This window comes from Streptomyces sp. NPDC057136 (genome assembly GCF_042670885.1).
Taxonomy (GTDB): Bacteria; Actinomycetota; Actinomycetes; order Streptomycetales; family Streptomycetaceae; genus Streptomyces.
Map to the genome: position 1 here is coordinate 1 of NZ_JBHUUV010000003.1, position 18,607 is coordinate 18,607.

Consider the following 18,607-nt stretch of genomic DNA (forward strand, 5'->3'; position numbering starts at 1 on the left):
GTGTAGAGCACCGGGAAGTGCGGCTCCAGGCGCTTGGCGATGTAGTTCGCCGCGAGCACCGCGACCTGGGTGGCGCGCTTGAGGCCCTCGCCGCCCATCAGGCGCACGTACGACCAGGAGATCGGCAGGATGCCGGCGGAGCCCCACGGGGCGGCCGGCGGATCAGGGCCGGGTTGGACGCGGCGTGGCCCCGGCCCTGATCCGCCGGACAGGCCCTAGGGCTCAGCCGCGTACGGCCGGCTGCTGCTGGGTGATGCAGTGGATGCCGCCGCCGCCCGCGAAGATCGTCCGGGCGTCGACCAGCTCGACCGTACGGCCGGGGTGGAGACGGCGGAAGATGGCCGCGGCCTGCTCGTCGCGGGGGTCGTCGAAGGCGCACAGCACCACGCCACCGTTGCAGAGGTAGTGGTTGATGTAGGAGTAGTCGACCCACTGGCCGTCCTCGTCCTGGACCACCGTCGGGGCCGGGACCTCGACGACCTCCAGGCTGCGGCCCTGCGCATCGGTCTGCGCCCTGAGCATCTCCACGTTCTCCTTGCAGAGCTCGTGGTCGGGGTGGGACGGGTCCGGCTGGGTGTGGACGACGACCACACCGGGGCCCGCGAAGGCGGCAACGATGTCGACATGGCCGAGGGTGCCGAAGCCGTGGGGCGGGTAGTCGCCGGTCAGGCCGCGCTTCAGCCAGATCGCCTTCGTGGTGCCGAGCTTGGCGTTGATCTCGGCCTCGACCTCCTCCTTGGTCCATCCCGGGTTCCGCTCGGGGCCGAGCTGCACGGTCTCGGTGAGCAGCACCGTGCCCTCGCCGTCGACGTGGATGCCGCCGCCCTCGTTGACCAGGGCCGAGCTGTGCACGGGCACGCCCGCGAGGTCCGCGACATGGCGGGCGATCTTCGCGTCGTGCTCCCAGGTGGCCCAGTCCTGGGCGCCCCAGCCGTTGAACACCCAGTCCACGGCCGCCAGCCGGGTGCCGTCGGTGACGAAGGTGGGGCCGATGTCGCGCATCCAGGCGTCGTCCAGCTCGCGCTCGACCACCTCGATGTCCGGGCCTAGGAGACCGCGGGCCTCCTCCGACTGGCCGGGGCCGGTGACCATGGTCACCGGCTCGAAGCGGCGTACGGCCCGGGCGACCGAGGCCCATGCCTCGCGGGACTCGGCGAGGTCGTCACCGGAGAAGGTGACGTTGGGGCCCGGCCACGCCATCCAGGTCCGCTCGTGCGGGGCCCACTCGGGCGGCATACGGAAGCTCATGTCGTCGTACTCCAAGGGACGTGTGGTTAAAGGAAGTAGAGCCGGTTGAGGGAGACGGAGTCGGCCGGCTCGGAGCGCACCGGAGCGCCGTCCAGCGTGACCAGACCGCTGTCCCCGTTCACCCCGACCGCACCGATCCGGGAGTTGAGGCGAAGGTCCGCAGGACCGATGCCCCGGGTGCCGCGCACGGCGACCCTGCGGCGCCGGGTGGGCATAAGGTCGGAGCCCAGCTCGGTCGCGGCCTTGGCCACGAAGGCCACCGAGATGTCCGCGGGGGTCGTTCCGTACGCTCCGAACTGCGGTCCCAGGACCAGCGGTTCACAGGTGTCGGTGGCGGCGTTGGGGTCGCCCGTCACTCCGTACGCGGGGAAGCCCGACTTCAGTACGAGCTGGGGCTTCGCCCCGAAGAACTGCGGCTTCCACAGCACGATGTCGGCGAGCTTACCCACCTCGATCGAGCCGATCTCGTGCGCGAGACCGTGTGCGATGGCCGGGTTGATCGTCAGCTTCGCCATGTAGCGCAGGACCCGGGCGTTGTCGTCGTGCGGACCGTCGCCCTCCATCGGGCCGAGCTCGGCCTTCATCTTCCCGGCCATCGCGAAGGTACGGCGCACGGTCTCGCCCGCACGCCCCATCCCCTGTGCGTCCGAGGAGGTGATGCCGATCGCGCCCAGGTCGTGCAGCACGTCCTCGGCGCCCATCGTGCCCGCCCTGATCCGGTCCCTCGCCATGGCGGCGTCGCCCGGCAGGTCGGTCTTGAGGTCGTGTACGGAGACGATCATCCCGTAGTGCTCGGCCACCGCGTCCCGGCCGAAGGGCAGGGTCGGGTTGGTGGAGGAGCCGATGACATTGGGCACGCCCGCCATCTTGAGGACGTTCGGTACGTGTCCGCCGCCGCAGCCCTCGATGTGGAAGGCGTGGATCGTCCGGCCGTCCAGGACGCTCAGGGTGTCCTCGACGGACAGGCACTCGTTCAGCCCGTCGCTGTGCAGGGCGACCTGCACATCGTGTTCCTCGGCCACACGCAGGGCCGTGTCGAGTGCACGGGTGTGGGCGCCCATGTCCTCATGGACCTTGAAGCCGGACGCGCCGCCCTCGGCGAGCGCCTCCACCAGCGGTGCGCCGTCGGACGACGAACCGCGGGCCAGGAAGCCGATGTTGACCGGCCAGGCGTCGAAGGCGTTGAAGGCATGGCGCAGCGCCCACGGCGAGTTGACGCCGACCCCCCACACCGGGCCGAATTCCTGGCCGATGACGGTGGTGACGCCGGAGGCGAGCGAGGCCTCCATGATGCGCGGCGACAACAGATGGACATGGGTGTCCACGGCGCCGGCCGTGGCGATCATGCCCTCGCCGGAGACGATGCTGGTCCCGGTGCCGACGACGACGTCGACGCCGTCGAGGGTGTCCGGGTTCCCGGCCCGCCCGATCGCGTGGATGCGGCCCTCGCGGATACCGATGGAGACCTTCCGGATTCCCAGGACGGCGTCGATGACCAGCACATTGCTGATGACGACGTCACAGGTGTCGCGTACGGCGGCCGCCTTCAGATGCAGCCCGTCGCGCGCGGTCTTGCCGAATCCGGCGAGGAACTCGTCGCCGTGCCGCTGCGCGTCCGATTCGACGCGCACCACCAGGCCGGAGTCGCCGAGGACGACCCGGTCTCCGGCGCGCGGCCCGTGGACCGAGGCGTATTCGTAGGGGTCCATCAGGCGTCCTCCGCTCCGAGATAGCCGCAGGCCGCCGCGCGCCGCAGGGCCTCTTCCTTCGCGCCGGGCGCGTCCAGCGGGCCGTCGACCAGGCCCGCGAAGCCGATCGCGATCCGCGCGCCGCCGATCGGCACGAGGCCGACCTCGGCCTCGTCGCCCGGGCCGAAGCGGACCGATGATCCGGCGGGCACCGCCAGCCGCATGCCGTAGGCCGCGGCACGGTCGAAGTCGAGCCGGGGGTTGGCCTCGAAGAAGTGGAAGTGCGAGGTGACGCTGATCGGGACGGTCGCGGTGTTGTGCACGGTCAGTCGCAGCGCGGGCTCGCGCTCGGCGTGCGGCGGAGCGGGCAGTACGGCGCCGGGCGCCCCGTCACCGAGGCCCCCGCCTCCGATGGGCGCGGACACGACCGCCAGCCGGGAACCGTCGTCGAAGACGGCCTCGACATGGACCTCGGTGACCACGTCCGCCACTCCGGGCAGGACGTCGTCGGGCCCCAGTACGGCACGCGCGGCCTCGATGGCCTCCGCGAGCCGCCGCCCGTCGCGGGCGGCCTCGCAGACGGTGTCCGCGATGAGCGCGGTCGCCTCGGGGACATTGAGCCTCAGCCCGCGTGCCCGGCGTGCCCGCGCCAGTTCGGCGGCTCCGAAGAGCAGCAGCCGGTCGCGCTCGGTCGGGGTCAGTCTCACGTCACCACACCTCCATGTTTGAACACCACTCTAACCATGTCCTCCCGCACCTGGAAAGCATGGACAGGGACATTGACGGATGCCACTTCCTGCGTCACATTGAGCGGCACTCAAACAGTCGAGCGTCAAGGGCGGCCTCATGCCGATAGAACGCAGAGTCGTCCAGCGGTGCCCAGTTCGGCGTACGCGGCCGGCTCGTCGGCTCGGTCGTCGGCCTGCTGCTCTCCCTCGGGTACCCGGCGCTCACGCTGTGGATCGGCGGCGACGTGATGGTCGGGACCCTGGACCGGCTCGTCGGACTGCCGGACGGCGGGGCCCCCGGGCCCTGATGTACACCGTCCTCGCACCGGCCCGGACTACGCGGGACCGCTCGTCGCCGCCGCACCCTTCTGGTACCTGGTGCCGCTGCTCCTGGCGGCCTCGGCCGGGTCGTCGGCAACTCCGGCCTGATGCTGTACTCGATGGGCCTCGACCTGGACGCGATCCTGCCGAAGGCCACCCGTACCGGTGCCACCGTGGTCGTGACGCCCTGCAGGTCTTCAACCGACGCGCCAAGGGCGGCATCTACTGGTACCGGGCGGGCTGGAACATCGGCGCCACGGTGTCCTGGGCGCTGGGCGCGGCGGTCGGACTCGCGGCGGTCTCCACCACGGTCCACGAAGGCCCGCTGCTCGCCCTCACGGGCGGCGTGGACTGCAGCTTCATCCTCTCGGGCCTGGTGGGCGGAGTGTCGTACACCGTCCTGACCCGGCGCGAGCGGCCTGTGGCCGACTCCGGCGCCGACTCGGTGGCCGCGTCCTCAATCGCCGAACCGGCTCAAAAAGATGTCCTCGACCGCCGGACGGGCTTGAAGATCCAGCCCGTCCGGCGATCGAGGACAGGCGCGGTCTAGCCGAGCGGGTGCATCCAGCCGTGCGTGTCCTCGGCGATGCCGCGCTGGATGTCCAGCAGGCGGTCACGCAGCTTCATCGTGACCTCGCCGGGCATGCCGTCGCCCTGGACCCACTCGCCGTCGGCGGACTTGACGGTGCCGACGGGCGTGATGACGGCGGCGGTGCCGCAGGCGAAGACCTCGGTCAGGGTGCCGTTCGCGGTGTCGGCCTTCCACTGGTCGATGGAGACGCGACCCTCCTCGGACTCGTAACCGAGGTCACGGGCGACCTTGAGCAGCGAGTCGCGGGTGACACCGGCGAGCAGCGAGCCGGTGAGCTCGGGGGTGACGATGCGCTTCTTGCCGTTCTCCTGCCCGTACACGAAGTACAGGTTCATACCGCCGAGCTCCTCGACCCACTTGTGCTCCACGGCGTCGAGGTAGGCGACCTGGTCGCAGCCCTTCGCGGCGGCCTCGGCCTGGGCCAGCAGGGACGCCGCGTAGTTGCCGCCGGTCTTGGCGTCGCCCACGCCGCCGGGGACGGCGCGGACGCGGTTCTCGGAGAGCCAGATGGAGACGGGCTTCACGCCACCGGGGAAGTACGCGCCGGCGGGCGAGGCGATGACGATGAAGAGATACTCGTTGGCGGGCCGCACGCCGAGGCCGACCTCGGCCGCGATCATGAACGGGCGCAGGTAGAGGGACTCCTCGCCGCCGTGCTCCGGAACCCATGCCTTGTCCTGCTGGACGAGGGCGTCACAGGCCGCGATGAACGTCTCGACCGGGAGCTCCGGCATCGCCAGCCGGGCCGCGGACCGCTGGAAGCGCTCGGCGTTGGCCTGGGGGCGGAAACTGGCCACGGTGCCGTCGGGCTGGCGGTACGCCTTGAGGCCCTCGAAGATCTCCTGCGCGTAGTGCAGGGTCATGTTGGCCGGGTCCATCGAGAGCGGGCCGTACGGGACGAGCTGGGCGTCGTGCCAGCCCCGGCCCTCGGTCCACCTGATCGTCACCATGTGGTCGGTGAAGTGGCGGCCGAATCCGGGGCTGACCAGGATCGCTTCGCGCTCCGCGTCGGACAGCGGGTTCGAGGAGGGCTTGAGCTCGATCGTGGGCGTCGTCATGAGTGCGTGTCCTTCACCGGTCTTGTGTGTGATGGACCGCGCTCACGCCCGCTCCCGCCCGACGGATATCAGACAGGTCTTAGGACGTCCGAGCAACGCCGCGAGCCACGGCCCCGCGTCCGATTATCTCCCGGGGGTGGCCGTGCGCGAAATGACGTGATTGCGGTCCAGGGTCGATGGTGGCACCCGGAGACCGCATAGGAGAAGCCGCCGGGTGCGTTGCGACCCGGCGGCTTCGAAGTGGAGTCGTCGGGTCAGCTCGCTACTCGTACCGCGAGGGCGTCGCCGATCTCGTCGGTGGTACGAGTGGTGACCCCGTCGCGCTCCGCAAGATCGGCGGAGACGGCGTCCTCGATGCGCACGGCCTCGGTCTCGTAGCCGAGGTGACGCAGCAGGAGGGCGACGGAGAGAATCGTGGCGGTCGGGTCGGCCTTGCCCTGGCCCGCGATGTCGGGGGCAGAGCCGTGGACCGGCTCGAACATCGACGGGAACGTGCCCGTCGGATTGATGTTGCCGGAGGCGGCCAGGCCGATACCGCCGGTCACGGCGGCGGCGAGGTCCGTGAGGATGTCACCGAAGAGGTTGTCGGTGACGATGACGTCGAAGCGCTCCGGCTGGGTGACGAAGAAGATCGTCGCGGCGTCGACGTGCAGATAGTCGGTGGTGACCTCGGGATACTCGGTCGCGACCTTGTCGAAGATGTTCTTCCACATGTGGCCCGCGTACACGAGGACGTTGTTCTTGTGGACCAGCGTCAGCTTCTTGCGCGGGCGGTCGTTCGCCCGCTCGAAGGCGTCACGGACGACGCGCTCGACACCGTATGCGGTGTTGATGCTGACCTCGGTGGCGACCTCGTGCTCCGTACCCGTGCGCAGCGAACCGCCGTTGCCCGTGTACGGACCCTCGGTGCCCTCGCGCACGACGACGAAGTCGATGTCGGGGCGGCCGGCGAGCGGGGTCGCGGTGTTCGGGAAGAGCTTCGACGGGCGCAGGTTGATGAAGTGGTCGAAGGCGAAACGCAGCTTCAGCAGGAGCCCGCGCTCCAGGACGCCGGACGGCACGGACGGGTCACCGATCGCGCCGAGCAGAAGGACGTCGTGGCTCTTGAGGGCTTCCAGCTCCGCGTCCGGGAGGGTTTCACCGGTGCGGTGCCAGCGCTGGGCACCAAGGTCGTACTCCTTGGTCTCCAGCTTCACATCCTGCGGGAGAACAGCGTTGAGGACCTTGAGGCCCTGGGCCACGACCTCCTGGCCGATACCGTCACCGGGGATCACTGCGAGATTGATGCTGCGAGACATATCGGCACCCTACTGGTCGTCCCATCCCATGACATCCGCTGTCCGCCATGCGGACAGCGTGTCATGGTGCGACTGCGGCCCGGCCGGCCTTCAGTGGCCGGTGGAGCCGCCGTTGTCCCTGCGGTCGAGGGCTCGCTGGAGTGCGGCGGCGGCGTTCTTGCGCTCGGACTCGGTGGGGCGGTGGGCGTGACGGACGCGGCGGACAGTGGTCTCGGCCATGATGGATCGACTCCTTGAGATCGCGAGGATTTCGAGATCGAGATTCGAGATCGGGATTTCGAGGCGCCGGAAGGGGCGGGGAGCGTGCCGCAGGGGTTGCCTGCTTCGGGGCACGCGCTCACAACCGCCAGTCGCTCGATCGAGCGAGTCGTTCGGCTTCTACAAAGCTAGGACAGGCGGGCCGTTCTGTCTCCACAATTACTCGGACTTCCTACTATCTGAGACGGGCGCGTCGAAACCGGCTGCTCCGAACTCCTGGATGCCGACCACCCGGAGCAGGCGCAGCCGCTCGTACGTCTCACTGCCCGGGCTCGCCGTATGGATCACCAGCCGCTGCCCGCAGTCGGCGGTGAGCAGGACCTCGCAGCCCAGTTCGAGCAGGCCGACAACGGGATGCAGGAACCGCTTGGTCTCGGCACGCCGTACCGCCACGCGGTGCTCCGCCCACAGGGTGTCGAACTCCTCGCTCGATGCCCGCAGCTCCTTGACCAGCGCGGCGAGCTGCGCGTCCTCGGGGCGGGCGGCGAACACCGCGCGGAGCTGCGCCACATGCGTACGGGAGTGGGCGGCGTGGTCCTCGGGCGGGAAGATCCGCCGTACGGCCGGAACGGTGAACCACTTACGGGTCATGTTCTCGCCCGGCTCGATCTCGCCGCCCAGGGCGACCGCCATCGCGTTCTGCGCGAGCAGCTCGCCGCGGTCGCTGTAGACCTGCGCGGGTGCGTCGTGCAGCCGGTCCAGGACCAGCAGGAGGCCGGGGCGCACATGCTGCGTGGGGCCGTGGCGGGCCCGCGGCGGCTCCTCCCCCGCCAGGTGGAAGAGATGGTCCCGCTCGTCCTCGCTCAGCCGCAGCGCACGGGCCAGCGCGGAGAGCATCTGCCGCGAGGGGCGCGAGCCGCGGCCCTGCTCCAGGCGCGTGTAGTGGTCCACGGACGCCCCGGTGAGCTGGGCGACCTCCTCCCGCCGCAGTCCGGGGGTACGCCGCCGGGTGCCGGCCGTCAGCCCGACGGCGGCGGGTTCGAGGCGGGCGCGGCAGCGGCGCAGGAAGTCGGCGAGTTCGGCTCTGTCCAGATCCACCGCTCCAGCATGGACGGCTCGCGGTCCCGTATCCAGGCCGTATCCAGGGACTGCCGGTCCCTGGATAACCGCGTCTCTCCCGCCGCGCCACGGGCGGCCGCAGGGTGGGTGCCGAGCGGAAGACGCGAGAAGCGAACGTGAAGGAGAGCGACGATGCAGATTCTGGTGACGGGTGCCACGGGCGAGGTCGGCCGGCGTTTCGTACCGCGGCTGCTGAACCGGGCCGTGCCCGGTGACACGGTCCGTGTGATCGTGCGGGACGAGCAGCGGGGCGCGCCGTTCGCGGCCCTGGGCGCGGAGGTGGTGGTGGGGGATCTGCGGGACCCGGCCGACGTGGACAAGGCGCTGGCGGGGACGGACGCGGTGGTGAACATCGCGGCGGCGTTCCGCGGGGTGCCGGACGACGAGATGTGGTCGGTGAACCGGGACGCGGCCGTGGCACTGGGGCGGGCGGCGGTGGAGGCGGGCACCGGCAGATTCGTACAGGTCTCCACGAACCTCTCGTACGGCGCCGGGCGCGGCAGGCCGTTGACGGAGGAGGACGAGACGGTGCCCGGCGGCGCCATGTGGGGTGCGTACCCCCGCTCGAAGGCGGAGGCGGAGGCGGGGCTGCTGGCCCTGCACCGGGACCACGGGCTGGATGTACGGGTGGCGATACTGCCCTTCGTGTACGGCGAGGGCGACTCGCACCTCGCGGACGCGATGCAGTGGGTGGGTTCCTGGCCCGCGACGCAGCGTCTGGCGATGGTGCATCACGCGGACGTCGCCCAGGGACTCCTGCGGCTGCTGTACGCCCCGGGGATCGCGGGCCGCCGCTACAACGTGGCCGACGACGCGCCGGTGACGACGGTGGACCTGTACCAGCTCAACGGTGTGGCGGTCCCCGCCGACATGACCGACCGGCCGGACGCGGACCCCTGGTACGGACTGACGTCCACCCGGAAGATCCGCGACGAACTGGGCTTCCGCCCGCTGTACCCGTCGGTGTGGACGGCCCGGGACGCGGGGGCGCTGTGAATTCAAGCCCGTCCGGCGACTGAGGACAGAACGGTTCGCCGGACGGGCTCGTCGTCGCGGGAAGGTCAGTACACGGTGACGCCGTACGCGGCCAGGGCCTCCTTGACCGGCTGGTGGATGGCGGAGCCGCTGGTGCCGGTGCAGCCGGAGCTGCCCGAGTGGATGCCGAGGGCGACGGAGCCGGCGAAGTGCGCGCCGCCGCTGTCGCCGCCGGCCGAGCAGGCGGTGGTGCGGACCATGTTGTAGACGGGGCCGTCGCCGTAGTTGACGGTCACGTTGACCGCGGTGACGGTGCCGCTGGTCACCTTGGTGGTGGAGCCGCTCTTCTTGAGCGCCTGGCCCACGACCGCGTCGGCGGCGGAGCTGATGTCCTGGAAGCTGCCGTTGTAGAGGTCGACGCTTCCGGCGGGCGCGGAGCCGTCGGTGTACCGGACGATGCCGTAGTCGTTGGTCGGGAAGCTCGTGCCCTCCCGGACGCCTGTCACCGCTCCGCCCGAACTCGCGGACCAGTTGGCGGAGATGTTGGTGCAGTGACCGGCGGTCACGAAGTACCGGGCGCTGTTCTTGGTGACGTTGAACGCGGCCGAACAGCGGCTCCCGCCGCCGTAGATGGCGCCGCCGCCCGCGACCTCGCGGTGGAAGACGCCGGGCACCCTGGCGATGCGGACGGCTCCGTCGAGCCGGTTGGCGACGGCCTTGATGCGTGCCATCTCCCGTACGGAGACCGACTCGTCGGCCTCCACGGCGACCTGGTTGGTCCGGGGGTCGATGCCCCAGGAGGTGCCGGTGATCTTCGCGCCGGCCTCCAGCGCGTCCATCGCGGCGCCGAGGTCCGCCGCACTGCGCGTCACCCGGCGGACGGTGGCCCCGGCGGAACGGGCCTGTTCGGCGGCGCGGTCGCTGGTGACGGTGACGACGAGGCCGCCGGTCTGCGCGTCGAGGTAGCTGCCGGCGCTGTCCGCTCCGAGCTGCCGTTCGAGCGTGGCATCCAGGGCGTACGCGGCCGGGGCCGGGGTGGCACTCACGGCGGGACCGGCCTCGGCCCCGGCGGGGGTCGCGCCGAGGCCGAGGGTCGCGCCGACAAGCAGGGAAACGCCGATGCGCGCACGAAGGGTGCGTCTCATGGGGGGAGCTCCTTCTCGGATGACGTGTGGGGACGTACGTACCGAGAGAGGAATTTGACATGCCCATTACCCATGCCGCAAGGGTGCGTGGCCTGATCCGGCGGTCGCGGAGCCCCGGGCGCACATGGAAACCGCCCCCCGGCCGGCTGGGGGGCCGGGCGGGGGGCGGGAATCGTGGCGGGGCGCCTGCGCGGCGCCCCGGGTGGATCAGCCCTGGTGGGGGTAGGTGTAGTCGGTCGGCGGGACCAGCGTCTCCTTGATGGCGCGGGTCAGCGTCCAGCGCTGCAGGTTCTGCGGCGCACCGGCCTTGTCGTTCGTACCCGAGGCACGGCCGCCACCGAAGGGCTGCTGGCCGACGACGGCGCCGGTCGACTTGTCGTTGATGTAGAAGTTGCCCGCGGCGTACCGCAGCTTCTCCATCGTGTGCGCGGCCGCGGCGCGGTCGTTGGAGATGACCGCACCGGTCAGCGCGTAGTCGGAGGCCGACTCCATCTGCTCCAGCATGGCGTCGTAGTTCTCGTCCTCGTAGACGTGGATCGCGAGGATCGGGCCGAAGTACTCGGTCGTGAAGACCTCGTTCGACGGGTCCGAGCACGCGATGACCGTCGGGCGGACGAAGTAGCCGACCGAGTCGTCGTACGTACCGCCCGCGACGATCGTGCACGTCGGGTCGGCCTTGGCACGGTCGATCGCGGCCTTGTTCTTCGCGAAGGAACGCTCGTCGATCACGGCGCCGATGAAGTTCGTCAGGTCGGTGACGTCACCCATGGTGATGCCGTCCACCTCGGCCGCGAACGCCTCCTTGAAACCGGAGTTCCAGATGGAGGCCGGGACGTACGCACGCGAGGACGCCGAGCACTTCTGGCCCTGGTACTCGAAGGAGCCACGGGTCAGCGCGGTCTTCAGGATGGCCGGGTCGGCGCTCGGGTGGGCGACGACGAAGTCCTTGCCGCCGGTCTCGCCGACCAGACGGGGATACGTCCGGTACTTGGCGATGTTGTTGCCGACCGTCTTCCACAGGTGCTGGAAGGTCGGGGTCGAACCGGTGAAGTGGATACCGGCCAGATCACGGTGGTTCAGCGCCACCTCGGAGACGGCGATGCCGTCACCGGTCACCAGGTTGATGACGCCCTTCGGCAGACCGGCCTCTTCCAGGAGCTGCATCAGCAGCACGGCGGCGTGGGTCTGCGTGGGGGACGGCTTCCAGACCACCACGTTGCCCATGAGGGCGGGGGCGGTGGGCAGGTTGCCCGCGATGGCGGTGAAGTTGAACGGGGTGATCGCGTAGACGAAGCCTTCGAGCGGGCGGTGGTCCATGCGGTTCCACACGCCGGGCGAGTTGGCCGGGGGCTGCTCGGCGAGGATCTGGCGTGCGTAGTGCACGTTGAAGCGCCAGAAGTCGACGAGCTCACAGGGGGTGTCGATCTCGGCCTGCTGCGCGGTCTTCGACTGGCCGAGCATCGTGGAGGCGGCCAGCGTCTCGCGCCAGGGGCCGGCGAGCAGCTCGGCGGCGCGCAGGATGATCGCGGCGCGGTCGTCGAAGGCCATCGCGCGCCACGCCGGGGCGGCGGCGAGTGCGGCGTCGATCGCGTCCTGCGCGTCCTGCTGCGTGGCACCGGCGAAGGTACCGAGGACGGCCTTGTGGTTGTGCGGCTGCACGACGTCGAAACGCTCGCCGCCACCCATCCGCTTCTCGCCACCGATGGTCATCGGCAGGTCGATCGGGTTCTCGGCGAGCTCCTTGAGCTTCACTTCGAGGCGGGCGCGCTCGGGCGAACCGGGGGCGTAGGAACGGACCGGCTCGTTGACCGGCGCGGGGACCTGGGTAACAGCGTCCATGAGTGCCTTGTCTCCTTGTGTCACGGGGTGGGGGTCAGCCGGGCAGGCCAGGGCCTGTGCGACGGATCATGGCCGGGGTCACGGCGTCTGGTGCGGCACCTCGCCGCACCGGCCCTAGCCCTTGGTGAGGATGGAGCGGCCGAAGAACAGCAGGTTGGCCGGCTTCTCCGCGAGACGACGCATGAAGTAGCCGTACCAGTCGGTGCCGTACGCCGTGTAGACGCGCATCCGGTGGCCCTCGGCCGCGAGCCGGATCTGCTCGTCGCTGCGGATGCCGTACAGCATCTGGAACTCGTACTCGTCCAGTTTGCGCCCGGCCTTGCGGGCGAGCTCCTGGGTGATGGCGATGAGGCGCGGGTCGTGGGACCCGATCATCGGGTAGCCCTCGCCGTCCATCAGGATCTTGATGATGCGGACGAACGCCTTGTCGATCTCGGCCTTGTCCTGGTACGCGACGGAGGCGGGCTCCTTGTAGGCGCCCTTCACGATGCGCACGCGGCTGCCGACGGCGGCCAGGCGGCGGGCGTCGTCCTCGGTGCGGAACAGGTACGCCTGGATCACACAGCCGGTCTGCGGGAAGTCCATCCGCAGTTCCTCGTGGATGGCGAACATCGAGTCGAGTGTGGTGTGGTCCTCGGCGTCCAGCGTGACCGTGGTGCCGATCGCGGCGGCAGCCTCGACGACGGGGCGCACATTGGCGAGGGCCAGCTCGTGGCCTCCGTCCAGCGCTTGGCCGAACATCGACAGCTTGACGGACATCTCGGCCTTGGTGCCGAGGCCCAGCTCCTTGAGCCGGCCGATCAGCTCCAGGTAGGCGTCGCGCGCGGCGGAGGCCTGCTCGGGCGTGGTGATGTCCTCGCCCACCACGTCGAGGGTGACCTCCAGGCCCTTGCCTGTGGCGTCCTTGACGATCGGGACGACCTGCTCGACGGTCTCACCGGCGATGAACCGGTCGACGACCTGCTTCGTGCCCGGCGCTGCCGAGATGAAACGACGCATCTTGTCGCTGCGGGACGCGGCGAGAATCACGGGACCCAGCACGGGGCACCTCCACGGAATGAACGAACGAGGCTGTAGAGGCACGAAGTGACACGGACCGGTACAGCACGGAGAACCACCGTGAAATCTAAGGATCTCTCCGATCCTGTGCCATCGACACCTGTCACGCATCTGTGGCCGCCACCTCAGACATATGTCTGAAGGGGTGCGAGAATGAGTGGGTGAAAGGCGATTACCAGGAGCTGGTAGACGAAATCTCCGCACTCCTCGGCGCTCCGGCGACCCTGGAGAACCGGGACTTCGGTCTGGTCGCATTCGGGGCCCACGACAGCGACGACGACATGGCGATGGACCCGGTCCGCACCCGGTCGATCCTGACCCGGCGGTCCACACCGGCGGTCCGGGCCTGGTTCGAGGGCTTCGGCATCGCCCGGGCGACCGGCCCTGTCCGCATTCCGGCCGCCCCGGAGGCCGGTGTCTTCCGGGGCCGGATCTGCCTTCCGGTACGCCATCGGGGTGTCGTGCTCGGTTACGTGTGGCTGCTCGACGCGGACCCCGGCCCGACCGACGACCAGCTGACGGCGGCGATGGACGTGGCGTCCCGGATCGGGGCGCTGCTCTCCGACGAGGCACGGGCGGGGACGGACCTGTCCCGGGAATTCGGTGCGGTCCTCACGGCGGCGCGCGGCTGGCAGCGCGATATGGCGGTGGCCGCGCTGCGCGAGGCGCTCGGCCCGGACGCGGACGGCCTGCACACGGTCGTATGCGTGACCCCGTGGGCCGATGAGACCCCCTCTGTACGTACGGTGCCGTCGGCGGCGGCCCTGTCCACGGTCGCGTACGCGGCCGGGGCGGCGGTCTCGTCGGCGGGCTCGTCAGCGGTCTCGTCAGCGGTCTCGTCGACGGGAGAGCCCCCGCCCGGCTCGGGCACCGTGTCACTGGCCGCCCTGGTCAGGCTGCGCTCGTCCGACGTGCTTGACCCCGCGACGACGGCCGCGGACCGGCTGCGCTCCGCCGCGGGCCCGGCCGCCACCGCCGGGATCGCGGTCCCGCGCCGGGGCCTGGCGGAGCTGGCCGTCTCCTGGCACGAGGCCGTGTCGGCGTCCCGCGCCGCCACGGCCGAGACCCGCTTCGGCAGGGTCGCCGACTGGCGGGCCATCGGCCCGTACCGGCTGCTGACCTCGCTCCCCCGGTCCGCGGACGCCGCTCCGGACCATGCGGTGCGCACCCTGCTGACCCCGCCGCACAGCGAACTGGCCCGCACCGCCGAGGTGTTCCTCGACTGCGCGGGCCAGGCCGGCCGGACGGCCGCCGAGCTGGGCATCCACCGCCAGACGCTCTACTACCGGCTCTCCCGCGTCCACCAGCTCACGGGACTCGATCTGAACGACGGCGAGGACAGGCTGCTGCTGCATATGGCGTTGAAGGCGGCGCGGCTGTGACGAGCGCGCCCTGGGGCCTCTCGTTTGGATCATGCCGGGCTCGCGGGGCCTGGCACGCGCGCCCCCAAGCTCTCGGCTTCGCACCCTAGACGTCTTCCTCCGGCAGCTCGACGATCGGCCGGTCGCTGACGGCGGCCGCCATGACCACGGGCGCGTCGCCGTGGCTGTGCCCGGCGCTCACCGCCACCCACCGCTGCACGGCCCCGGGCCCCTCGACGGTCACGGGCCCCCACACCGTCAGATCTCCGTAGCAGTCCTCCGCCAGCAGGGCGTCGAACAGCGGCGGCAAAGGTGCTCCCCGCTGTTTCCGGAACAGCGGCACATGCATTGCCACCCGCCGGTGCGCACCCCAGCGGTCGTCCAACTCCCGTACCAGCATGGCGAGGTGGGCCTCGGCGGCGCCCACGGCCTCGTTCCATTCGGGCTCGTACACCCCGGTGAGCGAGTCACCCTCCCACAGCGGGACGACCCGGAAGCCCTCGCCGCCTGTGGTGGTCCACTCCCCCGTGGCCGGATCACCCTCGGCGACGGTCGGCCCGGCCGCAGGCACCGGCCCGGCCAGCAGCACGTCGACGTCGGCGACCGCGCGTGCGGCGTCGAACTCCTCCCCCGCCCTGGCAGTCACAGCGCGGCCCGGTCCATCGGGCGCGGCAGCGCCTGGAGCGCCCCCGCCTCGCGCAGCCGCAGGTTGGCCCGGAGCACCGTCGCGGCGTCACCGGGTGCGGCGATGTCCAGGAGCACGCCCTGGGAGCCCACTTCCCTGCGGGCGGCCGTGACGTCGTCGGGCAGCAGGGCGGCGCGGGCCGAGGAGAGGTAGCCGATCCAGCCGACGGACGGCTCGTCGGGGGCGAATCCCCCGTCGTCCTCCAGGGCGTCGAGCACGTCGTCGTTGCTCACGCCCCCGAAGTCCGCCTCCCACACCTCGGCTACGGCCGCCAGAAGTGCGGCATCGGGCACCTCGGCACCGTCCGGCTGCCGGATACCGATGACGACCGTCTGGAGCAGGTACTCCGAGGTGCCGCCAGTCCGCCCGCTGACGTCGACCTTCCACCCGGGCGCCCCCGCCGCGGCAAACTGCATGCTGCTGCCCGTACGGTCCGACCAGCCGTCCGCGGCCTGCGCCGCGCGAACGGCGGCGAGCAGGGACTCCTCGTCCGGCCGCAGGGCGGTGGCAGGACCGGAACCCGGCACGTTCCGCCAGGTCCCTTCGTTCCCCGCCACCGCGCACACCTCGGGCAGCAGTCCGGCGAGCCGGTCGAGCGTCTGCTTCCACCGCCGGGCCAGCGCCTCCGCGGACTCCTGCCTGGGACCCCAGAATCCCCGCACCACACGCCGCATGTCCTGCCTCCGTACCTCGTGCCGCTCTCTTCCTCAGGTCCAGCCGCTGTCACCCTAGGGCCTGTCGTTCCCGGCTACCGCTCAGTTCGGCTTCGGGTCGAATGCCTCGGGATTCCGCGGCCCGCCCGCCTTCTTCTGCGGGGTGGGTATGACCTTGATCGGAAGCCCCGCGTCACGGAACGCCTTGCGCGCGGCCTGGGCCACGTCCGGGTTGGAGAAGTGCCACTCGATGGCCCGGCCGCCGGACGCGTCGACCTGGCGCTGCGCCTCGTCGATGAACTTCTTGCGGCCCGACTCGGTGAGCGTGCCCGGATCGCTCTTGGACAGATAGCTGTCGTAACCGTTCTTCGCTTCGAGGAATGTCTGCCGGCCGGAGTCCCAGCCGTCGTACTCCACGGCCGGCACACCGTCGTCGGGATGCGGCACGACGTACTCGCTGCCTCGGTTGGTGCCGGTGATCTGTTCCTGGTAACGGAGCCAGGACTCGTTCTCCCAGTTGGGCGGGGGGTTGCGGTCGCGGCTCGCCCAGTAGCCGTCACCGAGGTCGGCGTCGCCGAGCGTAGGCGTGTCGAGGTCCTCGGCCCAGTCCGGCGGGTTGTAGTTGCGCGGGTCGGATGTGTCGTTCCGCTGGGGCTCCGGGTACTGCTTCTTCTTCAGCTCGGCCTGGCGCGCACGCTCGGGCTCCTCGGCCCGCTTCTGTTCCAGGTGGGCGGCCCGCTCCTGGTCGCGGGCCTCCTTCGCCTTGGCCTTGGCCGCTTCGTCGCAGCCGCTGTCGGCGAGGATCACCCGGTCCGGCGGTCCCGATGCCAGTACTCCGGTACCGGACCCGGCCACTCCGCCGGTGCCGCCGTAGCGCACCCCGGGGCCGAAGGCGATGGTGCAGCCGGTCTTCCGGGCCGCGTCCTCGGCCGCGTCCGCCGCCTCGTCGGCCTCCTTCGCCGCCTGCCGGACTCCGTCGATGTCCCCGGCCTCGGCTGCCTTGCGGGCGCGGCGGGCCGCATCGCCCGCGTCGGACGCGGCCTCGGCCACCTCTTCCGCGACCTTGCCGATCTTGCCGAGTTTCCCGACCTTGCCGATGACCTTCGCGACGTCGTAGCCGGGGATGAAGAGCGAACCGACGTTCCAGATCACATCGGTGACGGCCCGGGTCTTCTCGCCGTTGTTCCAGCGCTCCCGCACCTCGTCACCGACGAACACGTCGTCGCCGACCTTGATCACGGTGTTGAGCGACGCTCCGCCCCAGTCACCGAGCGCGCCGAGGTAGTCGCCGTCGCTCCACTTGTCCGCGGCGTCCTTGGAGTCCTCCACCCACTGGTCGCCCAGCTGCTTGCCGTAGTCGGCGATACCGGTCCAGGTCTCGGGCTTGAAGAGGTCGATGATGCCGGTGACGTCGCCCCAGATGCCGTCGACGAACACGCCCTTGACGACCTGTGTGGTGCGGTCCCAGGCGCAGCCGAAGAAGCCCCAGCCTCCGCAGTCCTCCTCCTCGGCCTTGTCGTCGCCGTCGCCTTCGCCGTCGTCACCCTCGTCCGATGCGGGGATGTCGTCGTACGTCGCCTCGGGCTCGTCGCTGGTCTCGGGGTAGGTGTCGTCGCCGGCGCCGTCGGGCCCGCCCGTCGTATCGCCCCCGGACCCACCGTCGGCACCCCCGGTGCCGGTGGAACCTCCCGTGCCGGTGGAACCTCCGTCAGCACCACCCGTACCTGTCGAACCCCCTGCCCCAGCGCCACCCGTGCCACTGGACGCCCCGTCGGCACCCCCGGCCCCCGTGGCCCCCGTGGCCCCACCGTCAGCGCCCCCCGCGCCGGAACCCGAACCGGAACCGGAACCGGAACCGGTGCCGCCCGTCACCGTCGAGCCCTCGTCCGCGCCCCCCGTGGCGCCGCCGTCCTGGCCCCGGCCCGCCTCCACCGTGCCGCTGCCGTCGCCGTCCGCCGGGCACGCCGTGCCCGTGACCGAGCAGATCGCCGACCGGAAGCCGTCCGCCATGGAGCCGCCGACACCCGTGACCAGAAGGGCCACGACAATGGCGGCGACCAGCATGACCAGCCCGACGTACTCCACCGCCGACTGCCCCCGGTCGCGCCGCCAGGTGATCATGTGCGGCAGCGAGAACTCCGGCTTGTCCGCGCGCTCCCGCACCGGCAGACGGAACCACTCCCGGCTCTGCGGCCGAGAGAGGAAGACCAGGATCAGGATCGGCAGGAACAGCTGGGTGAAGCCGTGCGCCGACCCGTCACCGATGTTGGCGACACCGCCGAGCAACAGCCACACCTGTACGGCGACCAGGCCCCACCACACACGCCTGCCGCCGCTCCAGGCGCGCCGCGAGAGCAGCCAGCCGGCCACCCCGGGCACCGCCGCGTACACGGCTATACCGAAGAGCCGGGCACCCATCGCGTCGGCGGCCAGCGCGGAGGCGAGCAGGCCGAACCCGCCCAGCGCCGTCGCGGCGAGGAGGACATGGACCAGCATGCGGGCCGCGCCCAGCGCACGCGGCATCTCGCGCCGCCCCGACCCCGGCGCGGGGACGGCGCCGCCCTGTGCGGGTATGCCACCGATCGCAGACATGCGTGACCCCAACCAGTGCAGCCAGTAAGCGAAATGAGGATCTCTCAC

General features: G+C 70.9%; 15 protein-coding genes and 2 pseudogenes. 3 read left to right on the plus strand and 14 right to left on the minus strand.

The features are described 5' to 3' along the window. The 4 genes and pseudogenes from ACFT7S_RS04480 to ureA form a co-directional block, all read right to left on the minus strand. Nucleotides 1-206, minus strand: a pseudogene (locus ACFT7S_RS04480) (hypothetical protein); the annotation flags it as partial. Between the two features lie 16 nt (nucleotides 207-222). Further along, entirely contained in the window at nucleotides 223-1,248 is a 1,026-nt protein-coding gene (locus ACFT7S_RS04485) for an agmatine/peptidylarginine deiminase (RefSeq protein WP_382726834.1), read from the minus strand. A 26-nt stretch (nucleotides 1,249-1,274) separates the two neighbouring features. Then, entirely contained in the window at nucleotides 1,275-2,957 is a 1,683-nt protein-coding gene (locus ACFT7S_RS04490; protein WP_382726836.1) for an urease subunit alpha, read from the minus strand. Beyond that, on the minus strand, nucleotides 2,957-3,643 hold the full coding sequence (ureA, locus tag ACFT7S_RS04495; RefSeq protein WP_382726838.1) for an urease subunit gamma: 687 nt from the start codon (nucleotides 3,641-3,643) through the stop codon (nucleotides 2,957-2,959). Before ureA ends, ACFT7S_RS04490 begins: the two co-directional genes overlap by 1 nt. A gap of 149 nt (nucleotides 3,644-3,792) precedes the next feature. Here ureA and ACFT7S_RS04500 point away from each other — a divergent pair. Beyond that, nucleotides 3,793-4,535 (plus strand): annotated as a pseudogene (locus tag ACFT7S_RS04500) (cytosine permease); the annotation flags it as partial. Here the strand turns inward: ACFT7S_RS04500 and ACFT7S_RS04505 are convergent. From ACFT7S_RS04505 to ACFT7S_RS04520, 4 genes are all read right to left on the minus strand, one after another. Continuing rightward, nucleotides 4,532-5,635 carry a branched-chain amino acid aminotransferase gene (locus ACFT7S_RS04505; protein WP_382726840.1) on the minus strand — a complete coding sequence of 368 codons (1,104 nt, stop codon included), beginning with the start codon at nucleotides 5,633-5,635 and terminating at the stop codon, nucleotides 4,532-4,534. The pseudogene ACFT7S_RS04500 and the gene ACFT7S_RS04505 overlap by 4 nt on opposite strands. Nucleotides 5,636-5,889: 254 nt before the next feature. Then, nucleotides 5,890-6,933, minus strand: a complete 1,044-nt coding sequence (locus ACFT7S_RS04510; RefSeq protein WP_382726843.1) for a 3-isopropylmalate dehydrogenase — start codon at nucleotides 6,931-6,933, stop codon at nucleotides 5,890-5,892. A 90-nt stretch (nucleotides 6,934-7,023) separates the two neighbouring features. Continuing rightward, nucleotides 7,024-7,152 carry a hypothetical protein gene (locus ACFT7S_RS04515; protein ID WP_328906033.1) on the minus strand — a complete coding sequence of 43 codons (129 nt, stop codon included), beginning with the start codon at nucleotides 7,150-7,152 and terminating at the stop codon, nucleotides 7,024-7,026. A gap of 198 nt (nucleotides 7,153-7,350) precedes the next feature. Beyond that, nucleotides 7,351-8,223, minus strand: a complete 873-nt coding sequence (locus ACFT7S_RS04520; protein ID WP_382727656.1) for a helix-turn-helix transcriptional regulator — start codon at nucleotides 8,221-8,223, stop codon at nucleotides 7,351-7,353. A gap of 159 nt (nucleotides 8,224-8,382) precedes the next feature. Here ACFT7S_RS04520 and ACFT7S_RS04525 point away from each other — a divergent pair, with 159 nt between their 5' ends. Then, a complete protein-coding gene (locus ACFT7S_RS04525) occupies nucleotides 8,383-9,246 on the plus strand; it encodes an NAD-dependent epimerase/dehydratase family protein (RefSeq protein ID WP_382726846.1) in 864 nt (287 codons plus the stop codon). 65 nt (nucleotides 9,247-9,311) lie between these two features. Here the strand turns inward: ACFT7S_RS04525 and ACFT7S_RS04530 are convergent, their stop codons facing one another. The 3 genes from ACFT7S_RS04530 to ACFT7S_RS04540 all read right to left on the minus strand — a co-directional run bounded on the left by ACFT7S_RS04530 (nucleotide 9,312) and on the right by ACFT7S_RS04540 (nucleotide 13,250). Beyond that, nucleotides 9,312-10,370 (minus strand): S1 family peptidase, encoded by a 1,059-nt coding sequence (locus ACFT7S_RS04530; RefSeq protein ID WP_382726848.1) that lies wholly within the window; start codon nucleotides 10,368-10,370, stop codon nucleotides 9,312-9,314. A gap of 207 nt (nucleotides 10,371-10,577) precedes the next feature. Next, nucleotides 10,578-12,209 carry an L-glutamate gamma-semialdehyde dehydrogenase gene (gene pruA, locus ACFT7S_RS04535; protein ID WP_382726850.1) on the minus strand — a complete coding sequence of 544 codons (1,632 nt, stop codon included), beginning with the start codon at nucleotides 12,207-12,209 and terminating at the stop codon, nucleotides 10,578-10,580. Nucleotides 12,210-12,323: 114 nt separating this feature from the next. Then, complete coding sequence (locus tag ACFT7S_RS04540; protein WP_382726853.1) at nucleotides 12,324-13,250, minus strand: proline dehydrogenase family protein; 927 nt, start codon at nucleotides 13,248-13,250, stop codon at nucleotides 12,324-12,326. A gap of 179 nt (nucleotides 13,251-13,429) precedes the next feature. Here ACFT7S_RS04540 and ACFT7S_RS04545 point away from each other — a divergent pair, with 179 nt between their 5' ends. Then, nucleotides 13,430-14,650, plus strand: coding sequence for a PucR family transcriptional regulator (locus ACFT7S_RS04545; RefSeq protein ID WP_382726855.1), 1,221 nt, complete (start codon nucleotides 13,430-13,432; stop codon nucleotides 14,648-14,650). 85 nt (nucleotides 14,651-14,735) lie between these two features. On the opposite strand, the gene ACFT7S_RS04550 is transcribed toward ACFT7S_RS04545, so the two are convergent. The 3 genes from ACFT7S_RS04550 to ACFT7S_RS04560 all read right to left on the minus strand — a co-directional run bounded on the left by ACFT7S_RS04550 (nucleotide 14,736) and on the right by ACFT7S_RS04560 (nucleotide 18,559). Continuing rightward, a complete protein-coding gene (locus tag ACFT7S_RS04550; protein WP_382726857.1) occupies nucleotides 14,736-15,275 on the minus strand; it encodes a hypothetical protein in 540 nt (179 codons plus the stop codon). Next, the gene (locus tag ACFT7S_RS04555; RefSeq protein WP_382726860.1) at nucleotides 15,272-15,988 is read right to left on the minus strand and encodes an Imm52 family immunity protein; all 717 of its coding nucleotides are present in this window, start codon (nucleotides 15,986-15,988) and stop codon (nucleotides 15,272-15,274) included. The genes ACFT7S_RS04550 and ACFT7S_RS04555 overlap by 4 nt, the downstream gene beginning before the upstream one ends. Nucleotides 15,989-16,069: 81 nt before the next feature. Then, entirely contained in the window at nucleotides 16,070-18,559 is a 2,490-nt protein-coding gene (locus ACFT7S_RS04560) for a Tox-REase-5 domain-containing protein (protein ID WP_382726863.1), read from the minus strand. Between the last annotated feature and the right edge of the window lie 48 nt (nucleotides 18,560-18,607).

Coding starts and splice junctions, on each gene's coding strand:
- ACFT7S_RS04490 (WP_382726836.1), bottom strand. CDS start 2,957: ATGGACCCCTACGAATACGCCTCGGTCCACGGGCCGCGCGCCGGAGAC.
- pruA (WP_382726850.1), bottom strand. CDS start 12,209: ATGGACGCTGTTACCCAGGTCCCCGCGCCGGTCAACGAGCCGGTCCGT.
- ACFT7S_RS04525 (WP_382726846.1), top strand. CDS start 8,383: ATGCAGATTCTGGTGACGGGTGCCACGGGCGAGGTCGGCCGGCGTTTC.
- ACFT7S_RS04530 (WP_382726848.1), bottom strand. CDS start 10,370: ATGAGACGCACCCTTCGTGCGCGCATCGGCGTTTCCCTGCTTGTCGGC.
- ACFT7S_RS04505 (WP_382726840.1), bottom strand. CDS start 5,635: ATGACGACGCCCACGATCGAGCTCAAGCCCTCCTCGAACCCGCTGTCC.
- ACFT7S_RS04555 (WP_382726860.1), bottom strand. CDS start 15,988: ATGCGGCGTGTGGTGCGGGGATTCTGGGGTCCCAGGCAGGAGTCCGCG.
- ACFT7S_RS04515 (WP_328906033.1), bottom strand. CDS start 7,152: ATGGCCGAGACCACTGTCCGCCGCGTCCGTCACGCCCACCGCCCCACC.
- ACFT7S_RS04485 (WP_382726834.1), bottom strand. CDS start 1,248: ATGAGCTTCCGTATGCCGCCCGAGTGGGCCCCGCACGAGCGGACCTGG.
- ACFT7S_RS04560 (WP_382726863.1), bottom strand. CDS start 18,559: ATGTCTGCGATCGGTGGCATACCCGCACAGGGCGGCGCCGTCCCCGCG.
- ACFT7S_RS04510 (WP_382726843.1), bottom strand. CDS start 6,933: ATGTCTCGCAGCATCAATCTCGCAGTGATCCCCGGTGACGGTATCGGC.